This window comes from Bacillus sp. GBSW19, from assembly GCF_002998655.1.
In the GTDB taxonomy this organism is placed as follows: Bacteria; Bacillota; Bacilli; order Bacillales; family Bacillaceae; genus Bacillus.
The window spans coordinates 225,691-245,168 of sequence record NZ_PVRF01000003.1 but is presented as its reverse complement, the minus strand read 5'-3'; the positions used below and the strand labels follow the sequence as shown (position 1 = coordinate 245,168).

Here is a 19,478-nt window from a genome sequence, read left to right as displayed (position 1 = left end):
CAGTTATCAAAACATGTCTCCATGTGATTCATTCCATTTTCAAAACAACCTACTAATTATACATCTTTTATAATAAATATTCTTCCTTCTATGGTCACTGTCTCAAAGTCTTTATTTTAGTAATGTTCGCACAAATAAAAGATGATAGGCTTTATAGACGTTAGAGGTTTGAAAGAAATGGGTTGCGGGCATAAAGTTGGTGAGATTCGCTCAAGCTAGTTTCAAATGCTTTACTTTTAGGTTGCTTCTCTGTAAGATCATATGTTGTAAATACCAACAAGAAAAGTGGGGAATAAAATGAAAAAAATGTTCTTTGCCATTATGTTAGGCGCTTGTGTTGCATTGATCACGGCATGTGGATCTGGTGCAAGCGACAACGGGAATAAACAATCTGGGTCTAAGGAATCAGGTGACCTTTGGAAATCCATTCAGGATAAAGGTGTTCTGACGATCGGAACAGAGGGTACTTATGCTCCTTTCACATTCCATGACAAAAAGACAGATAAATTAACTGGCTACGATGTAGAAGTCATCACAGAAGTAGCAAAACGTCTTGACTTAAAACCTGAATTCAAAGAAACACAATGGGACAGCATGTTTGCTGGACTGAATTCAAAACGTTTTGACGTGGTAGCGAACCAAGTTGGTAAAACTGGACGTGAAAATCAATATGAGTTCTCTGATAAATACACAACGTCTCAAGCCATTGTTGTGACAAAATCAGATAACAACGACATCAAGAAACTATCTGATGTAAAAGGCAAAAAAGCAGCACAATCTTTAACAAGTAATTACAATAAACTAGCTACAGATGCTGGTGCTAAAATTGAAGGCGTTGAAGGCCTTGCACAATCGATTCAATTGATTCAGCAAGGACGTGCTGATCTGACGTTCAATGACAAGCTGGCTGTATTGAATTACTTGAAAACAAGCGGGAACAAAAACCTAAAAGTTGCATTTGAAACAGGAGATCCTCAAGAAACTTACTTTGCATTCAGAAAAGGCAGCGGCGAAGTCGTTGACAAAGTGAATGGCGCATTAAAAGAAATGAAAAAAGACGGTACACTTGCTAAGATTTCTAAGAAATGGTTTGGTGAAGATGTTACAAAGTAATACCCTGGGAGTCGTCATTCCTTGGGATCTTCTTCAGCAATCTTTTTGGCCAATGGTGATGCAGGGGATTTATTATACAATTCCCCTCGCCATCATTGCCTTTATCATTGGTATTTTTATCGCGCTTGTGACAGCTCTTGCTAGAATGTCTAAAATCAAAGCCCTCAGATGGATTTTCTCCATCTATGTGTCGGCCGTTCGCGGAACGCCGCTTTTTGTGCAATTGTTTATTATTTTCTATTTCTTTCCGACATTTAATATCACACTGGATCCATATCCAAGTGCCATTATTGCTTTTTCATTAAACGTAGGTGCGTATGCATCGGAAATTATTCGTGCATCCGTCCTGTCTGTTCCAAAAGGACAATGGGAAGCTGGTTATTCGATCGGGATGACGCATCGTAAAACACTCGTCCGCGTCATTTTACCGCAGGCTGTGCGTGTATCGATTCCGCCGCTGTCTAATTCATTCATTAGTTTGGTGAAGGATACATCTCTTGCCTCTCAAATCCTCGTGGCAGAGCTTTTCCGTAAGTCTCAGGAAATTGCTGCAGCGAACTTGGATCAGATATTGTTCATTTATATGGAAGCAGCCCTGATCTATTGGGTATTCTGCTTCATTCTATCGCTCATTCAGCATCAAATTGAAAAACGACTTGATCGATATGTCGCAAGGTAAGGAGGGAACGACATGCTAACAGTCAAAGGTCTTAAGAAATCCTTTGGTGAAAATGAGATTTTAAAGTCAATAGATTTTACGATCAACAAAGGGCAGGTTGTAGCCATTCTTGGCCCATCAGGTTCAGGAAAAACAACGATGCTTCGCTGTTTAAATGCACTTGAAACACCAAATGGCGGCTCCTTTACCTTCGATGATTTCTCGATAGATTTTTCGAAAAAAAATAAATCAGCTGACCTGCTGAAGCTTCGCCGAAAATCAGGAATGGTGTTTCAGGATTATCACCTGTTTCCACACCGCACAGTGCTTGAAAATGTGATGGAAGGTCCTGTTCAAGTACAGCGCCGTCCAAAGGAAACGGTTCGAAAAGAAGCCATCCAGCTCTTGCAAAAGGTCGGTCTTGAAGATAAAAAGGATCTGTATCCATTCCAGCTCTCAGGCGGTCAAAAGCAGCGTGTCGGGATCGCCCGTGCACTTGCCATTCAGCCAGAGCTCATGCTTTTTGATGAACCAACCTCTGCACTTGACCCTGAGCTTGTCGGGGAAGTCTTAAAGGTCATGAAGGATCTAGCGAAAGAAGGCTGGACCATGGCAGTTGTCACACATGAAATCAAGTTTGCCCAAGAAGTGGCAGACGAAGTGATTTTTATTGATGGCGGCGTCATCGTCGAACAAGGCCCTCCGGAAGAAATCTTCAAACGACCGAAGGAAGAACGAACAAAACAATTCTTAAACCGGATTTTGAATCCAGTATGATGAAAAAAGGCTGTTCTCACGTGATGAGAGCAGCCTTTTTTCATATTTTTAAAAGTAAGCGATTACAATTGAGCAAAGCCATTTAAAGGGGCGTGGGAGTATGTTACGATTGAATTCGAGTGTTTAAGAAAGAAGGGAATGCTTTTGAAGCGGGAACATCTTTTACGTTGGTTTTTTTATTTTGTTGGATTGATCGTACTAGCTTTTGGATTATCGCTGACAGTGAAAGGAAAGATTCTTGGGATTGGTCCTTGGGACGCTTTCCACTACGGACTGTTTCAGCACTTTGGACTCACGATTGGACAGTGGTCCATCATTATTGGTGCACTGATCGTGACACTGACTTCTGTTTTTACGAAATCATTTCCAAAGATCGGCGCATTATTGAACATGGTGCTGATTGGCGTGTTTATAGATTTCTTTAATGCGGTATTGCCTGCACCACATGGGTATTTACCCGCTTTATATGTGTTTATTACAGGCGTTGTGGTATCAGGGTATGGTGTTGGCATTTATGTCTCAGCCAATCTTGGCGCCGGGCCAAGAGATTCATTAATGCTGCTCATCTCAGCGAAAACAGGATTGAACGTGCAGTGGGTTCGAAATGGCATTGAGTTAACAGTGCTTTTATTTGCATGGATGCTCGGCGGACCGATTGGCATTGGCACGATTCTGACTGCTATTTTTACAGGTATCGTCCTTCGTTTCTCCTTGCCGCAGTCTACACGGCTCCTGCAGCTGCTTATTACTAAAACAGCAGAGAAACCTGTTCAAACGCTTATCAGATAAGAACAAGCCATTCTACAAAAAGAATGGCTTTTCTTGTGCTGAAATAAATAAACAGATTTTTCTTATATTCATAAGATGAAATAAGCCTACATCTGTCATTTTAGGCTTTCAGTGAAAAGGAGGCTGTTTCCCTTTTGTACGGCGCTCACCAATGTTACAATCAATGTAAAAAATTGAGGTTCGTTATGAAGATATTTGCTATCCAATTACTACACTTAGATGAAATAGGTGCACGACAACAAATCGATTGCCTGAAACCCTTTGTATCACCTGCAAAGCGTGCTGCGGCTGAGCGCTTTCGTTTTTTTGTCGATGCAAGAAGGACCCTGTTAGGTGAGGTGCTGGTTCGTCAAATGATCCATGATATGTACGATCTGCCTATTGATCAAATCGTTTTTGCAACAGAGGGCAATGGCAAGCCTGTCGTCCGGCGCATTCCTTCTTTTCACTTTAATCTTTCTCACTCTGGTGATTGGGTCGTATGCGCAATAGATGATGCACCTGTAGGTATTGATATTGAGGAGATCAAACCGATTGATCTAGCGATTGCTAAACGATTTTTTTCAGCAGATGAGTATGAGGATTTACTTTCACAACCGGCAGAACGGCAGGAAGCCTACTTCTTTCATCTATGGTCAATGAAGGAGGCCTTTATCAAGCTGACTGGAAAGGGATTATCTTATGGTCTTTCGTCCTTTACAGCCCGTCTGTCAGAGGATGGACAGGCGACGTTGACATTACCTGATCATGAAGCGCCCTGCTTTGTTCAAACATACTCACTCGATCCTGCCTACCAAATGGCGGTGTGCACACGAAAACCTTCTGCGGCTGAACGTGTTGAGATACTCTCTTGCAAAGATGTACTGTCCCGTCTTTAATATCGCCCAATTTGCTGAAGTGCTGTCTTTAGCAATTCGACTCCACGTGTGATTTGGTCTTCTTTCACATGCCAGATGTTCAGCTGAAGAATGGGGTCTTTTTGATGGGTCGACAGGTAGTGGCGGCCGATTGACTGAATGGAAACAGATGCCTTTTTCAGCTGCTGAATGAGCTGATTCATCGGAATTGATCGATCGACACGAAGATGTGTATGGGTAGCTGGCTCCTCTTCTCCCAGTTGATAAGCGATTTGATCATTTTTCAGACAAGTCACCAGCTGTTTGGATCGGTTGCGATAGGTTGTCTGCATTCTGTCTCGATGCCGTTCAAACATCCCGCTTTTTAAATATATTTCTAAGGCTGCCTGTGACAGCATGGAGCTGTCGATGTCAATGAGCCGTTTGTGTTCACTAAAAGGTCCAATCAGTTCCTCAGGTAAAACGACTGCTCCTGTTCGAAGTCCTGGAAAGATGATTTTGGAGAAGCTTTTTAAATAAATGACCTTACCCGCCTGATCATACGAATAGATCGGGTCTCTTTTTGCGTCGAATTCTAAATCGGCTATATAATCATCTTCAACGATATAGACATCATATTTCTCAGCAAGGGCTGCAATCGCTCTTTTCTCCTGTTTTGACAAGCTCGTTCCAAGCGGGTTTTGAAACCTTGGCATCGTATAGAAAAAACGAATCTCCTCTTCTCGAAAGATACGCTCCAATTCCTGAAGATCAATTCCCTTTTCCGTCCGCTGAATCCCCCGCACAGGCAGTTGATTTTTCTCTAAATATTGGAGATATAGGTGATAGCCAGGCTGTTCGACTAGTATGGTCTGTTTTCCATTCGGAAAAGGGATGGTGCTTAAAATGGATAACGCCAGCTGAATACCAGAGGTCATGACGATCTGTTCTGGATTTGCAAATACTTGATAATCCATTAATCGCTTAGAAATGACTGGCAGCAGCGATGGTAAGCCGTTGGCTGTGCCATAAATAAACAAGTCATTTTGATACAAATCAATCGCTTGGTTGATGCAGTGCTGAAAATCGACATATGGAAACACAACGGGATCAGGTGCAGATGAAGCAAAATCAATCCATGTGCTATCCTGTTTACCCGCTGACTGCTTCGTTTTCACGACATAATAGCCGCTTCTTTCTACAGAATACAGCAGATGTTCACGTTCTAATGTGTCCAGTGCTTTGATGACAGTGCTTTTACTCACTCCATATTGAGCCACTAAATGACGAATGGAAGGGATCTTCATGCCAGCACTGTATTCACCAGACGCCATTTTCTCTTTTAAGCTGAGAATAAGCTGATCATATTTCCTCACACCGCTTCCTCCTTGTACCGGTACAGATATCATGTTCTCTTATTGTACACCTTAGATGATCCGATTACGATAGAAGAACAGAACCGGTCAATTCAACTGAAGCATGCATGCTCGTGTAAGGAGTCAACTTGTGAACATTTCAAAACAGAAAGCGTATGCTGCCGCGATAGGCTACGCCACGATTATTGGTTTTTCATTTTTGTTTGTCAAAATTGCATTAGAATCAGCAAACCCGATCGATTTATTGGCACACCGCTTTACGATTTCTTTTGCAGCCGCACTATTGCTGTATCCATTTTTACGAAAGAAGAACCGCTTCTCCATTCAATGGCGTGACCTTCTCTACATCGTACCGTTTTCCTTGCTTTACCCTGTGTTGTTTTTTGCTTTTCAAGTATGGGGGCTGATGTATACTTCTTCGTCAGAGGCTGGTATTATTCAGGCAACGATTCCCATTCTGACGATGGTGCTGGCCGCGTGGTTTTTAAAGGAACGCGCGACATGGATACAAGTACTGTTTACCTTTCTTTCTGTGTGCGGGGTGATGCTTCTCTTTGTCATGAAGGGAATTGATGTAAAGCATTCACACATGATCGGCTATGTGCTGATATTGCTTTCAGCCTTATCCTCCAGTGCATATAGTGTATTTGCCCGGGTGATTACACGGCGCTTCCATGTGATTGAACTCACCTTCGTGATGACATTCTTTGGGTTTGTCTTCTTCAATGCCGCTGCGCTCATTCGGCATTCGGTTAACGGGACAATGCCGCAATTTTTCAGCCCATTTACACAAGCATCCTTTGTATGGTCGATGCTCTTTTTAGGCATTCTTTCTTCACTTCTCACGGCATATTTATCAAACTATGCCCTCTCTCAGCTTGAAGCGGCAAAGGTCAGCATCTTTAACAATTTATCTGCGTTTATTACGGTCGCCGCTGGGGTTCTCATTTTACATGAAACAATCGATTGGTATCATCTCATCGGAGGTGTGCTGGTTATTGGCGGAGTGATTGGCGGGAATGTAGTGAAGAAGCGGAATTCATAAGAAAAAGCGGTCTCTCAAACGAGGACCGCTTTTTTTTAATGTCTGATGAAGTGTTGATTGCTTGTCAGGTCAATGCACCTTCCTCTATTTATCCAAGCGAGAAATATTGTAACAAAATAGTTAGAATTACATAATGGTTCTATTTACTTCGCACTTCATAGATAGTTACTGAAGTATTATCATTATCAAATTAATAAAATACAAGTTTATGAGGTGTTATTTTCTGAATAAATTCGCCATCAGTCCTGTTATTTCATCAAAATAAATCTGAATATTCCATTATATTGGAAAATACAGTACAAAAAACCCATTTATCTAAAATCCTTTTTATGTATAATATGGGTATATAAGCAAGGGGGGAGGTGTTAAATATGGAAATGGGTTTAAAAAATAGATTGTTCGCAATCCTAGGCTTGAGTCTTATTTTCACTTTAACTTTAACAACTATGATTTTATTGACTCTTGAACCAGTCACACCTTTTGCAAATCTAGCAGCAAACTATCCTCAAATACCTACTTGGGCATTAACTTCTATTAGTGCAATTCTAAATGCTGCTGGTACAGTTGGTGCTATTGCTGCTGTCCTAGGTACTTTTGGACTTGGTGCTATTGCCTCTCTAGTAATTAGTTATGCTAGGAAATATGGGGTTAAATACGCTATTGCTTTCTAAAAAATGAATTTTTATAGAGAAGGTGTAAACGCCTTCTCTTTACACCTTTAAAATGGAAGTGTTGTAAATGCATAAATATTTAACATACACAAAAATCTTGTTAATCAATGATTTAAGAAGACATCAACGTAATAATGCTCTCATTTTTGTATTTTTTTCTTTCTTATACATAATTACTCCCCTATTACTAGGTGTATTAACTACTTACTTAGTTAAAAATTTATCAATAATCTATCTATCGTTGTTTATATTAATGTTCACAGTAAATATTGATAAGAGTTTAATGAGGATACTTTTCTCTTCAGATAAAAAACAGATGGCTATTTTAAAACTCCAGCTAGATCAATATATTTTCGGTAAAGATATGAGTAAGTTTTTTAGTATTATGGTTGGATTATTATTCTTCATTCTAGGTTCTTACTTAACAAATTTAAGTATACATGGGTTTCAAGGATCTTTAACACTAGCAGCTCTGGCCATCACTTCTTTCATCTTAGGTTACCTACTTAGATTGCATGTATTGTTACTACTTTCAAACCCCAAATTTTTCGCAATTTCATCAACTATTGGATATATAACTACAGGTCTCATTGCACTTTGGGTATTCACTGTATTCAAATTCAATTTATTAAAAAGTTCTTTATCTAGCTATTCAATATATATTATTTTAGGCTTCACATTCATTAGTATACTTTTAGTAATTTATTGGAGAAGAAACGTTCGTAATGTGCCAATTTTCCATTTCCAGAAAAAAGCGAAAGAACAAAAAGGGACATCTAGAAAATTTAATCATATATTGTTTTATGAAATTACACTCCTCATGAGAAATCCCCCTATTCAATGGTCAGTATTATTATTTATATTAACAATATCCGGGGGACTGTTTGGTTTAATTCTTTATGGTGTTAATACGAACCAACTTGAAACATTAAATATAGAAAATGATTTTTTATTTATTTTTAGTGTTATTTTTCCTATGATTTTTATATCAAATGCAATACAACCGTATGTTTCTTTTGATATTGACGGTCCCATTCTCCCTTTAAAACGAAAATTACCTAACTTAGTTAAAAATAAAATCAAAAATAAGGTTATTTTATCTATCATACTACATTTGTTGTTTTGTATTTTATACACCATTTTTTCAAGTTTCACAATAAAACTAGATGAGCCTGTATACGTGATAATCACTTTAGTAAACACCTGTATACTTGTAGCTATTTGCACTGTAGGTTCTACTGTCGTATTTCCATACTTCAAGTGGGAATTTGTTTATCAAGTTCCTAGTTCCCTTAGTAAATTGACTTTAAATATTTGTTATGGTTTCATTTTAGCTTTATCAGTAATTTCATCCTATAGCACAGTATATTTTATTGTAACAAATATCGTTATGGTCACTAGTTCACTTATTATTATATTTTTAATAATTAGATTTTGGGATAGAACAATAAATAAAAACTACAAATCATTTAAAACATTATTTGAGTGAGGGATTGTATGTTATCACTTCATAATCTAACTAAAGAATATAAAGATTCTAACTTTAAAGTTATGATTTCTGAGATGCATTTCAAAGAAGGTTCAATAATTGGCTTATTAGGTAAAAACGGTGCTGGAAAAACTACTATTCTAGAAATGATAGCTGGATTAATACAACCTGATGAAGGCCAAATATTGATAAATCATAGCAAGCAAAATTTCTCATCTATAGGATATATGGAAGACGATCCAACTCTATTTGAAAACTTAACTTGTTTTGAATTGGTAAAATATCAATCTATGCTTGTAGAACAACCTTTAGAAAATGACCAGATCAATGAGATGTTGCGTAACTATGGATTAGAAGAGCAAACACATCGGCGTTCCTCTTCTCTTTCAAGAGGAATGAGACAAAGAATGTCCTTTATTCTAACAATATTACATAATCCAAACATTATTTTATTAGATGAGCCATTTACAGGTTTGGATCCTACAAACATGGCTGACATGAAGAAACATTTAAGAAATTTCAAAGAAGCCAACAAAATCATTTTGCTCTCCACTCATATCATTCAATTTGCAGCAGACTTATGCGATGAAATCCTTTTTATTGATAATGGTACTATTATTCACTCAGAAAAAAAATCTTCAGGAGTGACTTTTCATGAAGATCAACTCGAAAAGAAATTTTTTGAAAAATTATCTTAAAATTTTTTTGGTTTTTATTATATTTTTTTTAGGAGGTTTTAGTTTAAGTGTTTTTGCTTCAACATTTATAGATAGTATTGATTTTAAAAACAACATAAATATTGACAGCTATCAAGAAATTTTCTTTAATAACCTTTTTGTGTCAATTCTTATATTAGTTTCTGGAATAGTTAGTTTAGGCTTGTTATCTAGTATTATTATTTTTTTAAATGGGTTTTTCCTAGGTGCATTTTTCATATCGTATACGTATATATACGGAATTGACATAGCACTATACTATATTATTTTCCACTCTCCGGTGGAAATTGTCGGGTTGTTTCTTTTTTATTTTGTCTCATTTGATATATCAAGGCAAATTATGCGGTATATACTATCTAAAGACAAAATCTCTTTTAAAACAAAAGGGAAAATCTATTTCAGTCAGCTCATAACCGGGGTTTTCTTTTTATTTATTGCTTCTATTATTGAATTTTATTTCATAAAAATTTGATATTGTTAAAGGGTGTTATTATGAAAAAACACATTTTATTAGTATGTATGCTCTCTGGTATTATAGCTTTTATCCTTTCTATATTAAAAATGGATGAAATAAATAAAAATCTACTTGAGCTGCAACTTGAAGGAAATCAAGATATAATTGAATTTAGTAAGTGGATAGGTATTTCTCTTGCTGTTATTGGAGAAGTATTCAAGCCTATAGTAGAAGTTTTATTTTTTTCATTAATCATTTTTCTAAGCTTTATAATTTTTGGAATAAAAGATTCCTATAAAAGTATATTTAAAAGAGGGGTATTATCTTACTATTTCATCTTAATAGGTAACTTGATTGTCATTATTTTATACCTCTTTAATGTACCTAATGCTGAACACACGATCACAATTCCATTTTTGTGGAATATTAATATTTTTGTTATAGTCTCATTTAGTGTATGGTGCTATTCCTACGTGAAAAATCAAGAAAATAGAAGTTATAAATTTTACATCCCATTCGTATTATTATTCTTATTTTCTTTGGCCATATCAGCGTTTTCAAGTATTATTCCTCAGTAAAAAACGACCCAATATGGGCCGTTTTTTCTTATTTCTTTATCAATTGGTGTTTGGCTGCAAGGTCAATCACATGTCTCATCTGTTCTGCGAAGTGCTCGAGGTGTGTGTTGATGTACATGTGGCCTCCATCGAAATTGGTGCGTTTGATGGTCTTTGCCCATGGCAGCCAGCCATTTGCATCTTGCATGCATTTTTCATCTTGTGTTCCATTGAATAAATAAACCGGTGTTTCGATGACGGATTGATCTTTGTGCTGGAAGGTTTCCAGCGCCTGATAGTCTGCACGTAAGGACGGCGTAAAGTAATCCATCATTGGTTTGTTCTCTAATAATTCCTTTGGAATCCCGCCCATTTCGGCAATATGCTGAACAAATGCTTCATTGGATAAATGGGTCAGGATCTGCCGTTTTGTTTGCGGCGGCTGAATGGCCGAGATCACAACTGCTGCCGGATAGACCCCTTCCTTTTCTAGCAGCTGCGTCAGTCTATACACGACAAGTCCTCCCATGGAATGTCCGAACAGGATAAATGGGCGGTTCAGGTTGCCTGTAAGCCCTTCTTTGTACAGCTCAGCCAATTGGTCAATGCTCGTTTCGAGCGGCATGAGATTGGTTCCATGTCCTGGGGGCTCTGCTGCTGTTACTTCGGCAGAGCCTTTTAGCTGTTCAAAAAGTGGACGGTACGAGGCGGAATAACCGCCTGCAAAAGGAAAACAAATAAGCTGAATAAGGTCTGATTTTTTTTCAAAGGTTTTAAATAACTGATTCATACGTCCTTACCCCTTTATAATCGTTTGAAGAATCCGTGCCAGTTCATCTGCCTGCGGCCTTTTCATCATGGTGACATGGTCTCCTTTGATGTGATAATACGAGCACGTTCCTTTCGTATAAGCCTCCCAGTCTGAGAACTTCTTCTGGAAATCGATGGCGTGATCACTGCTTTGTACAATATAAAACGGCACAGGGAATGGTTCTTTTTCTAATTCAATGGCTTGTGACATGATCGTATTATGCGTTTGCATTTGCAAATATTTATCTAAATATTGATCATTCATAAATTGATGAACCACTTCATCCTTTTCTGCCTCTTTGAGTATTGTCTGTTTCACTTCTTGGAAGCTCAGCCCTTGTAATGCTTCTGGCTGGATGCCGACGAGATTTCCCATTCCAAGGACAAGCGCAAGCATTTTCACTTCTTCTTCGTTCATATCGGCATGGAGCGCCTGATCTGCCTCATCTCTTAGCACGGGCACCGTATCTAAAATGATCAATCCTTTCGGCGCTTTTCCTGCATGGCAGAGCCGCTGATTCATTCCGTAGGCAAGATGCCCGCCCATTGAATGCCCTGCTAGATAGTCAATGCCTGGTCGATAGAAGGTCTCAATGGCTTCAATAAAAATGGTGACAAGCTCTGTGTAATGAAGGAATTGCGGTTCTTCATCCTCATATAAGCCAGGAGACTGCATGGCATAAACAGCGCCTTGATGTGTCATCAGCTTAGCAACATCGATATAGCCCATGACCGTTCCACCGGCAGGCGGTGCAAAGAATATTCTCGGTTCAGCTGGATCGCCTTTTTTCAGCTCAATCACATAGTCCTTCGGAGACCTTTCGACATGCTCCCCGGCCTCTGGCATTGCGTCTACATGTGCGGCTAGCTGAGCCGGTGCTGGATGCATGAAAATCCATTTTGGATCAACACGAATCCCCTTTTCTTTTAATTTGGCAACAGCCTGGATACTCATAATCGAATCGCCGCCTAAATCAAAGAAGGAGTCATGCATGCCTACTTGTTTGACACCAAGCACTTCCTTGAAAGCTGTGACAATCCGCTGCTGCGTTTCGGTGATTGGTTTGTCATCACCCTGGGAAAGAGAGATCGTTTCTGTCGGCTCTGGCAGTGCTTTTTGATCAACCTTTCCGTTCGTTGTGACTGGCATTTCGTCCATTACAATAAAGTAACTTGGAATCATGTAGCCTGGCAGGCTTTCCTGCAAAAATGCTTTCCAGCCCGGAACAGGATTCTCCCCGTCTGTGACAAGGTAGGCTGCCAGCCGTTTAGAGCTGCCATACGTTTTGGCGATGACTGTACATTCCTTTACTTGCGGATGCTTGAGGAGAGCTGTTTCAATTTCCCCACATTCAATCCGGTAGCCTCTAATTTTTACGAGGTTGTCTTTTCGGCCGAGATATTCAATGGTGCCATCTGAACGCCATGTACCAAGATCACCTGAACGATACAGCTTGTCTCCCTCTAGTTCAGGAAATGGATTGTCAATAAAACGCTCCTGCGTTCGCTCTGGATCATGAAGGTATCCTTTTGCCAGCCCTGTGCCGCCGATATAGATTTCTCCTTTGACGCCTGCTGGCACTGGGTTGAGCGCTTCATCTAGTATGACGACAGTTGAGTTCGATACCGGGACACCAATTGGAACTGATCTTGCACCCTCTGGCATGTGCGTGACTTGATGTGTTGCTGCTAAGGTCGTGTTTTCTGTTGGACCGTAAGCATTGATGAGCACACCCTCCATATGTGGGAGTACCTTTCGTGCATGCTCACTAGACATCGCTTCTCCGCCAACAAGTAATGTGCGGTAGCCTGCTACACTTTTTGGATCGTGCTCCACCAGCCGATTGAATAATGCGGTTGGCAGACAGTTGGCTGTCACTTGATGCGTTTTGATCAACCGTGATAATTCATCCATATTCAGTGCGGCATATTTTGGGATCAGAATCAGCTGACCGCCATTCAGCAGCATTCCCCATAATTCAAATGTAAAGGCATCAAAAGCATAGTTTGAGAGCTGAAGCATCTTGTCATCTGGACCTAGTTCAATATAGTTTGTTTCTCTAACCAGGCGGACAACTCCTGCATGAGGGAGCATCACGCCTTTTGGTGTACCTGTTGAGCCTGATGTGTAGTTGACATAGGCCAGCTGGGCTTCCCCTATGATCGATTGTTCTCTTTGATACACTGCATCTGTTTCTGATAACGGCTTGTCCATGTTAATCTTTGTACCTGTAAAGCCTACTAGACGACTCGCAAAATGAGACTGAGTGATGATCACATCACTTTGCGTATCGCGAACGATGAGGCGGATGCGTGCATCTGGATATTCAGGCGACATCGGAACATACGCAGCACCAGACTTGACGATACCTAGCACCGAGACAATCATGTCAAAGGAACGATCAAAAAGCATCGGTACCAGTGAACCTGGTCCAACTCCTTTAGACTGCAAGTAAGCAGCAAGCTGTGTCGCCTTCTCATCCAACTCTTGATACGTCATGTGCTCTTCCAAATAGGACAAGGCAATACGGTGCGGATCACGCTGCACCTGTTCTTCAAACAGCTCTTGAAGGGTCCGTTTTGGATATGATGTAGCCGTTTGGTTTTTTCCTATGATCATGGCGGCCTGTTCCGCTTTGTCCATTAAGCAATAGTCAGAAAATGTACGTTCAGGCTGAGCCGTCATACCATCTAGCAGATGAAGATAATAATTCATATAACGATGGATGGTCTCTTGATCAAATAAATCTGTATTGTATTCCACATGGATCGACAGCTGATCTCCCTGTTCAAATACATGCAGGGTGAGATCAAATTTAGACACTGTATGATGGACCATCACATGTTCACTTGTCAGCCCTTTGAGGTTTACATTGAGCGAATCTGTTACATACCCCATGGCCACTTGGAAAATAGGCGATCGACTTAAATCTCTATCCAACGAAAGATCATCGACAAGCTTGTCAAATGGATAACGCTGATGCTCAAATGCTTTTAACGTCAGCTCTTTCACGTTTTCCATGACATCAGCAAACGTATCTGCTGTGGAAATATCCTGCCTCAGCGCAAGTGTATTCACAAACATTCCAACAAGCTTCTCTGATTGTTTGGCATCTCGCCCTGCGATCGGCGAGCCAATGATGATATCTGTCTGTCCGGACAGCTTGTGAAGCAAGACGTAATAAGCTGACAGCATCGTCATGAACAGCGTTGTGCCCTGCTGCTTGGACAAAGACTGCAAACGGCGGATAAGCGGTTCTTCCAAGACGATTTGCTCTGTAGCGCCGTTAAATGTTTGAACCGGCGGACGAGGGCGGTCAAACGGCAGCTCTAGCACTGGAAGTTCACCTTGTAAGGTATCGAGCCAATAGGTTTGGTCTGCTTGATGATGCGTTAGTTGCTCATTTTCCCAATGAACATAATCTGTCCATTCGATTTCCAGCGCCGGGAGCTGGGGCGATTCATCTGAAAGAAGCCCGTCATATGCCACTTCTAACTCCTGAATGAGCAGGCTGAGCGACCATGCATCTGAAATGATGTGGTGCTGCGCGCAAAGAAGATAAAATTCCTCATTGCCCATATCCACAATCGTCCACTGCACAAGAGGTCCTCTTTCTAAATCATAGACTCGGTTTGCCTCTTGCTGAATAAGCTGCTTGAGTCTTCTCGTTCTCGTTTTTTCATTAAATAATGAGAAATTCGCAACTGTGACGGATGGCGGAAGGTCTTCACGTATCAGTTGAACTGGCTTGCCGCCAAGCGATTTAAATGTTGCACGCAGTGCTTCATGACGTTTCGTTAAGAGACCAATCGCTTTTGTTAACGCTTGAATGTGCAGTTGTCCTGTCAGCTTCCAAGCACCTAATATATTGTAATGATGGCTCTTTTCTAATGTGGATAAGAACCAAATGCGCTTCTGAGCATGTGACAGCTCATAGCTTGTTCGCTTTTCAAGCTTTGGAATCTTGGCTTCCTGAACAGCCGGTGCCCCTTTGATGTCATCAACCATTTGCGCCAGATGGGCCAGATGCTTACTTTCAAATAATATTTTTAAAGGCGCCTTGATTGAACATTCATGATTGATCCGAGAAATAGTTTGAGTCGCCTTTAATGAATGCCCGCCAAGGTCAAAGAATTGATCCTCTTTGTACACACGATCTACGTCTAAAATGTCCTCCCATATGGCAGCAAGAATTTGCTCTGTTTTCGTTTCTGGCAATTGTTTTTCAAGGGGTTGTCCATTTTTGTGATGATTCAGCTTGAGGGCTTCATGATCAATAGAGCCATCTTGTTTTTTCGGTATTTCCTGTACTTGCTGAATATCCCAGTCACCTTTTGTTACGCCTGCGATATCTTCAAGATGCACTTCTTTGCCAGACTGAACCGTGTAAAAAAGCTTTTTCTCAAAAGTCGGTATTGGTGCTGGCTGAAGATACTCAGCGATTTCTGGATTGGCTCCGTCTAGGCCGATAAATAGATGCGCTTCATTCAGCCGGGCACCTAGACATAATGAATGGAGACCTTGCTTCTTTCCAATCAATTGAAATCCCTTGCGAACGGTTAGCGCTGCGCCGGTATGTCCCTTAGACAAACCAAGATTATCCCACATGCTGAAGTTCAAAGAGATCGCCCGTCTTCCTTCTTGAAAGGTGAGAGCGTGCGCAAGTCCATCTAAAAAGCTGTTGGCTGCAGAGTATGCCCCGAATGTTGTGCCGCCAAAAAAGCCATTCACCGATCCAAAAAAGACGAGTGGTACTGCCGGGTCATGCTTGAAGGCTTCCTGCAGGACAAACGCTCCGTCTGCTTTCCCTGACAGCTCCTTTGTGAAATCCTCTTCTGACGTATGAGCCAATGCATACTTATCCGCATGCTGAAAATGCTCTGACACATTGCCAGCCCCAGCTAAATGCAGCACGCCTCGGATCGATTGACCAAAATGTTTTTCTGCTTTGTAAATCGCCCGCTCGACATCAGCTAAATCGGTCACATCCGCTTGTACATAGATGACGTCACCGAAGTCTTTTAGCTGTGAGAGCGCCTCTTTCTTTTCCAAGCTGCCTTCCAGAGATGTCCTTCCAATCAATACGAGCTTTAGGCCAAATTGGAGCATCTGCTTAGACAGCTCAAATCCAATACCGCCAAGACCTCCAGTCAGCAAATAAAGACCTTCATATTCTAAAAACCCTTCTGTTTGAGGTGCTTTCATCATATTGACTTTTTCCAGCTTTGGTACGAACCTGTGCCCGTTTCGGTATGACACCTCCGCTTTTATATGAATCGCTGACAGCTCTTCAGCAATGTGCTTTGCATCCTGTTCCACATGCTCCGCTTCAATATCAATATGGGACACCTCTGCTCCTTCCCATTCTTGCGGGATGGTTTTTAATAAACCAACGAGCGACGTTTTCTCCACATGAAGATCGTCTTCAGGGCTTACAAATTGACCACCCTTTGTCACTACGACAAGCCGGATCGGCTCTTTGTTTTCTTGTCTCCATGCTTGATACAAGTACAAAATAGATTGATTGGAACTCGCATGCATTTCTTTGAACTGCGCAGGCTCAACGATGGCTTCTTTGTCTGTCACATTCCACAGGTGGAGCACCTGCCCGGTCTTTAATTCATCTGCTTCAAGTGCTGCAGCGAGCCTGACATAATCCCCCTTGATTCTCGGGTTCATTTGATACATTCCTTTGGACAGACGCAAAAATTCATGCCCTTTTTTCACAGAAACATAGGACTGATTTCTTTGTTCTAATTGTGCGTAAAGCGATTGGTACAGCCCTTTTTCATCCTCGAAAACGAGTACATGATCAGCAGAAGGCTGAGACGGACCAATATGCTCCTTTGCCCAAGTGCGTTTGAAAAACCAATCTGGGAGTGTTTGTTCATTTTCAGAAGCAAGATCCAGTGCCCTTTCAATGTCACGGAATACTCCCTCTTTTAGCGCTGCACCTAACTGGGCACGTTGGATTTTCCCACTCTCTGTTTTCGGAAATTGGTCTTTTTTCACCGGAATGATGTGATCAGGCTCTATCCCGATTTTTCGGATGATGGCCTCTCTAATCTGCTGAATCATCGTGATTTGTTCCTCTATCGAATCTTTTTGCGAGACAAAAAAGACGGCAAGCGTGTCGTTGCTTGATTCGGGATTGTAAATGCCGTACGCAGCGGCAAAGGTGACTTCAACCCCGTCCACCTCTTCCACAACCGCTTCAATTTCGTAATTCAAATAGTTGGCTCCGTTGATGACGATGATGTCCTTTTCCCGGCCTGTCAGAACAAGACGCCCTTCGTGAATAAACCCTAAATCCCCTGTGTGAAACCAGCCATTTTCCGCAAATACCTCTTGATTGGCTTCCTCATTTTGATGATAGCCCATCATAATCGTTGGACTCTTCACCTGTAAGCGCCCGACCTGATCTTCTGGCAGCACATGATGATGCTCGTCTACAATCCGAACCCATACAGACGGAATAGGTACGCCGACTTCTGTAAACGTCATTTTGTGCGGATGATCTTGCTCCACGTATTGGATCTCACCTGTTAACGAGGTCTGATCAATCGTCAGCTGTCCATCCTGATCATCATGCCGCATGAATTTCTTTGATTGAACAATGGCTGAGGATGTTTCAGACATGCCGTACGCCGGCACCATCGCATGGCGGCTTAATCTGTGCTGACCCATGATATGCATGAAGCGCTGCGTCACTTTTGGAACAACCGCTTCGGCTGCATTCATAATATAAGTCAGTGTGGAGAGATTCCAGCTCCCCTTGCGAATGTCGTCCTCATATTCATTCATCATGGCAAAAGCAAAATTCGGTGCCCATGTCCTTGTGACGCCGTATGTTTCTACCCAATCCAGCCACACCATCGGCCGCTCGATAAATTGATCGATGGATGGACTAATCTGCTGGCAGCCAAGGTAGACGTCATGCACATGAAACATGACAATGCCTCCTACATGATCAAGCGGCATCCAGTTAAGCGACACATCCTCATGCGTAAAGCCATTTGTCTGCTCAAAGGAGATGATTCTAGATAAAATACTTTGATGGTTGTGACGGATACACTTTGGCACACCCGTACTTCCTGAAGAGAGCAGCTGAAGCACAGGCTCATCCGGCTCTGGCTCATAATGCTGTTCATCAGGTTCACACGAGAGCAATGTTTCTACTGTTAAAATAGGTATTTCTTTTGTCTCAAATGTCTCACGCAGCCCAGCAATGTCTTCAGCACTTGCTTCGTTTGTAATAATAAACGGTTCATTTTGCAGCTGAAACACGCCCTTGAGCTTGTTCACTCCTTGATTCATCTCATCATAAACAGGCGGAACAGAGACTGGAGTCGGAATGATGCCACCGAGAATACAGCCCCAAAACACGGTGATGAAATCGTGATGATCTTTTAATTGAAGTAACACTTGATCGCCATTTGTCAGGCCTGCTTTCCTTAAACCAGACAGAACCCGTTCTGCGTTTGTGAGTAACTCAGGATAGGTTTGGGTCAATGTGCGCCCGCCTTCTTTGATATAGGTCACCCCGCGGTCAGGTGACATAAAGGCTGATCGAATTAGCACCTCTGTCAGTGTGACAGGTGTGCCAGGTTTTTTGATGACATCCCCGCCATACACAAGTGCTGGCGGCTTTTCATGAGCGGATGCTTGCTTTGTTTCGCCCGCTTCATCCTTCGAGATCGATTCGTTCCCTTGCGCACGCTGCCGATTAGGAAACAGGTCATCTAGGTGATAACGCATTTGTTTTTCTGTCTGATTTTCAATGAGAGCGGCCGCTTCCTCCACTCCATCTATGGCTTTCGTACGCTCTTCTATCTTTCTTAAACCCTCTTCATCAATGATGTCGATCGAAAGCAGTGCTTCTGTATCGACTGCTCCACTTTCTGCCCTTGGCAAGGAAGGCAATAAGACGAGAGCGGCTGGTACTTCATGAGGATGAAGCGGGCCTTTCATCAAGTCCTCTCTTGTCAGCGAAGGGGCCTTCGCCTGTGCAAATAGCACAAGCGAGAGGCTGCCTTCTTGATTTTTCTTAGGGATTAACACACATTCCTTTAGCGGAAAATGAAGCATCATGACTTGCTCTAATGCTTTCAGATCGATTCGTTTTCCATTGATTCTGACGATATGATTTGCTGCATGTCCTTTTCGTCTACTAACTAACATCGTTC

General features: G+C 41.4%; 14 protein-coding genes. 11 read left to right on the top strand and 3 right to left on the bottom strand.

The annotated features are described in order from the left end of the window. Positions 1 to 297 precede the first annotated feature (297 nt). The 5 genes from tcyA to C6344_RS15570 all read left to right on the top strand — a co-directional run bounded on the left by tcyA (position 298) and on the right by C6344_RS15570 (position 4,215). Entirely contained in the window at positions 298 to 1,113 is an 816-nt protein-coding gene (gene tcyA / locus C6344_RS15590) for a cystine ABC transporter substrate-binding lipoprotein TcyA (RefSeq protein WP_106073078.1), read from the top strand. After that, a complete protein-coding gene (locus C6344_RS15585; protein ID WP_106073077.1) occupies positions 1,100 to 1,792 on the top strand; it encodes an amino acid ABC transporter permease in 693 nt (230 codons plus the stop codon). Before tcyA ends, C6344_RS15585 begins: the two co-directional genes overlap by 14 nt. 12 nt (positions 1,793 to 1,804) lie before the next feature. Beyond that, positions 1,805 to 2,548 carry an amino acid ABC transporter ATP-binding protein gene (locus C6344_RS15580; protein ID WP_003214030.1) on the top strand — a complete coding sequence of 248 codons (744 nt, stop codon included), beginning with the start codon at positions 1,805 to 1,807 and terminating at the stop codon, positions 2,546 to 2,548. A gap of 144 nt (positions 2,549 to 2,692) precedes the next feature. Beyond that, positions 2,693 to 3,337 (top strand): YczE/YyaS/YitT family protein, encoded by a 645-nt coding sequence (locus C6344_RS15575; RefSeq protein WP_034664112.1) that lies wholly within the window; start codon positions 2,693 to 2,695, stop codon positions 3,335 to 3,337. 185 nt (positions 3,338 to 3,522) lie between these two features. Next, positions 3,523 to 4,215, top strand: a complete 693-nt coding sequence (locus C6344_RS15570; protein ID WP_106073076.1) for a 4'-phosphopantetheinyl transferase family protein — start codon at positions 3,523 to 3,525, stop codon at positions 4,213 to 4,215. Here C6344_RS15570 and C6344_RS15565 read toward each other — a convergent pair. After that, positions 4,212 to 5,549, bottom strand: a complete 1,338-nt coding sequence (locus tag C6344_RS15565) for an aminotransferase-like domain-containing protein (protein WP_066031334.1) — start codon at positions 5,547 to 5,549, stop codon at positions 4,212 to 4,214. The genes C6344_RS15570 and C6344_RS15565 overlap by 4 nt on opposite strands. A gap of 130 nt (positions 5,550 to 5,679) precedes the next feature. Between C6344_RS15565 and C6344_RS15560 the strand changes: the two genes are divergently transcribed. From C6344_RS15560 to C6344_RS15535, 6 genes are all read left to right on the top strand, one after another. Further along, positions 5,680 to 6,594, top strand: coding sequence for a DMT family transporter (locus C6344_RS15560; protein ID WP_106073075.1), 915 nt, complete (start codon positions 5,680 to 5,682; stop codon positions 6,592 to 6,594). Between the two features lie 371 nt (positions 6,595 to 6,965). After that, the gene (locus C6344_RS15555; RefSeq protein ID WP_034664121.1) at positions 6,966 to 7,265 is read left to right on the top strand and encodes a hypothetical protein; all 300 of its coding nucleotides are present in this window, start codon (positions 6,966 to 6,968) and stop codon (positions 7,263 to 7,265) included. Positions 7,266 to 7,332: 67 nt separating this feature from the next. Further along, a complete protein-coding gene (locus tag C6344_RS15550) occupies positions 7,333 to 8,754 on the top strand; it encodes a hypothetical protein (protein ID WP_106037087.1) in 1,422 nt (473 codons plus the stop codon). Between the two features lie 8 nt (positions 8,755 to 8,762). After that, complete coding sequence (locus tag C6344_RS15545) at positions 8,763 to 9,452, top strand: ABC transporter ATP-binding protein (RefSeq protein ID WP_034664125.1); 690 nt, start codon at positions 8,763 to 8,765, stop codon at positions 9,450 to 9,452. After that, complete coding sequence (locus C6344_RS15540; protein WP_060595522.1) at positions 9,409 to 9,942, top strand: stage II sporulation protein M; 534 nt, start codon at positions 9,409 to 9,411, stop codon at positions 9,940 to 9,942. The genes C6344_RS15545 and C6344_RS15540 overlap by 44 nt, the downstream gene beginning before the upstream one ends. A gap of 20 nt (positions 9,943 to 9,962) precedes the next feature. Then, positions 9,963 to 10,502, top strand: a complete 540-nt coding sequence (locus C6344_RS15535) for a hypothetical protein (RefSeq protein WP_060595521.1) — start codon at positions 9,963 to 9,965, stop codon at positions 10,500 to 10,502. 28 nt (positions 10,503 to 10,530) lie between these two features. On the opposite strand, the gene C6344_RS15530 is transcribed toward C6344_RS15535, so the two are convergent. Continuing rightward, entirely contained in the window at positions 10,531 to 11,271 is a 741-nt protein-coding gene (locus tag C6344_RS15530) for a thioesterase II family protein (protein WP_066031336.1), read from the bottom strand. Positions 11,272 to 11,277: 6 nt separating this feature from the next. Beyond that, a complete protein-coding gene (locus C6344_RS15525; RefSeq protein WP_106073074.1) occupies positions 11,278 to 19,473 on the bottom strand; it encodes a non-ribosomal peptide synthetase in 8,196 nt (2,731 codons plus the stop codon). Positions 19,474 to 19,478: the final 5 nt, after the last annotated feature.

Coding starts and splice junctions, on each gene's coding strand:
- C6344_RS15525 (WP_106073074.1), bottom strand. CDS start 19,473: ATGTTAGTTAGTAGACGAAAAGGACATGCAGCAAATCATATCGTCAGA.
- C6344_RS15545 (WP_034664125.1), top strand. CDS start 8,763: ATGTTATCACTTCATAATCTAACTAAAGAATATAAAGATTCTAACTTT.
- tcyA (WP_106073078.1), top strand. CDS start 298: ATGAAAAAAATGTTCTTTGCCATTATGTTAGGCGCTTGTGTTGCATTG.
- C6344_RS15585 (WP_106073077.1), top strand. CDS start 1,100: ATGTTACAAAGTAATACCCTGGGAGTCGTCATTCCTTGGGATCTTCTT.
- C6344_RS15570 (WP_106073076.1), top strand. CDS start 3,523: ATGAAGATATTTGCTATCCAATTACTACACTTAGATGAAATAGGTGCA.
- C6344_RS15540 (WP_060595522.1), top strand. CDS start 9,409: ATGAAGATCAACTCGAAAAGAAATTTTTTGAAAAATTATCTTAAAATT.
- C6344_RS15530 (WP_066031336.1), bottom strand. CDS start 11,271: ATGAATCAGTTATTTAAAACCTTTGAAAAAAAATCAGACCTTATTCAG.
- C6344_RS15535 (WP_060595521.1), top strand. CDS start 9,963: ATGAAAAAACACATTTTATTAGTATGTATGCTCTCTGGTATTATAGCT.
- C6344_RS15555 (WP_034664121.1), top strand. CDS start 6,966: ATGGAAATGGGTTTAAAAAATAGATTGTTCGCAATCCTAGGCTTGAGT.
- C6344_RS15550 (WP_106037087.1), top strand. CDS start 7,333: ATGCATAAATATTTAACATACACAAAAATCTTGTTAATCAATGATTTA.
- C6344_RS15580 (WP_003214030.1), top strand. CDS start 1,805: ATGCTAACAGTCAAAGGTCTTAAGAAATCCTTTGGTGAAAATGAGATT.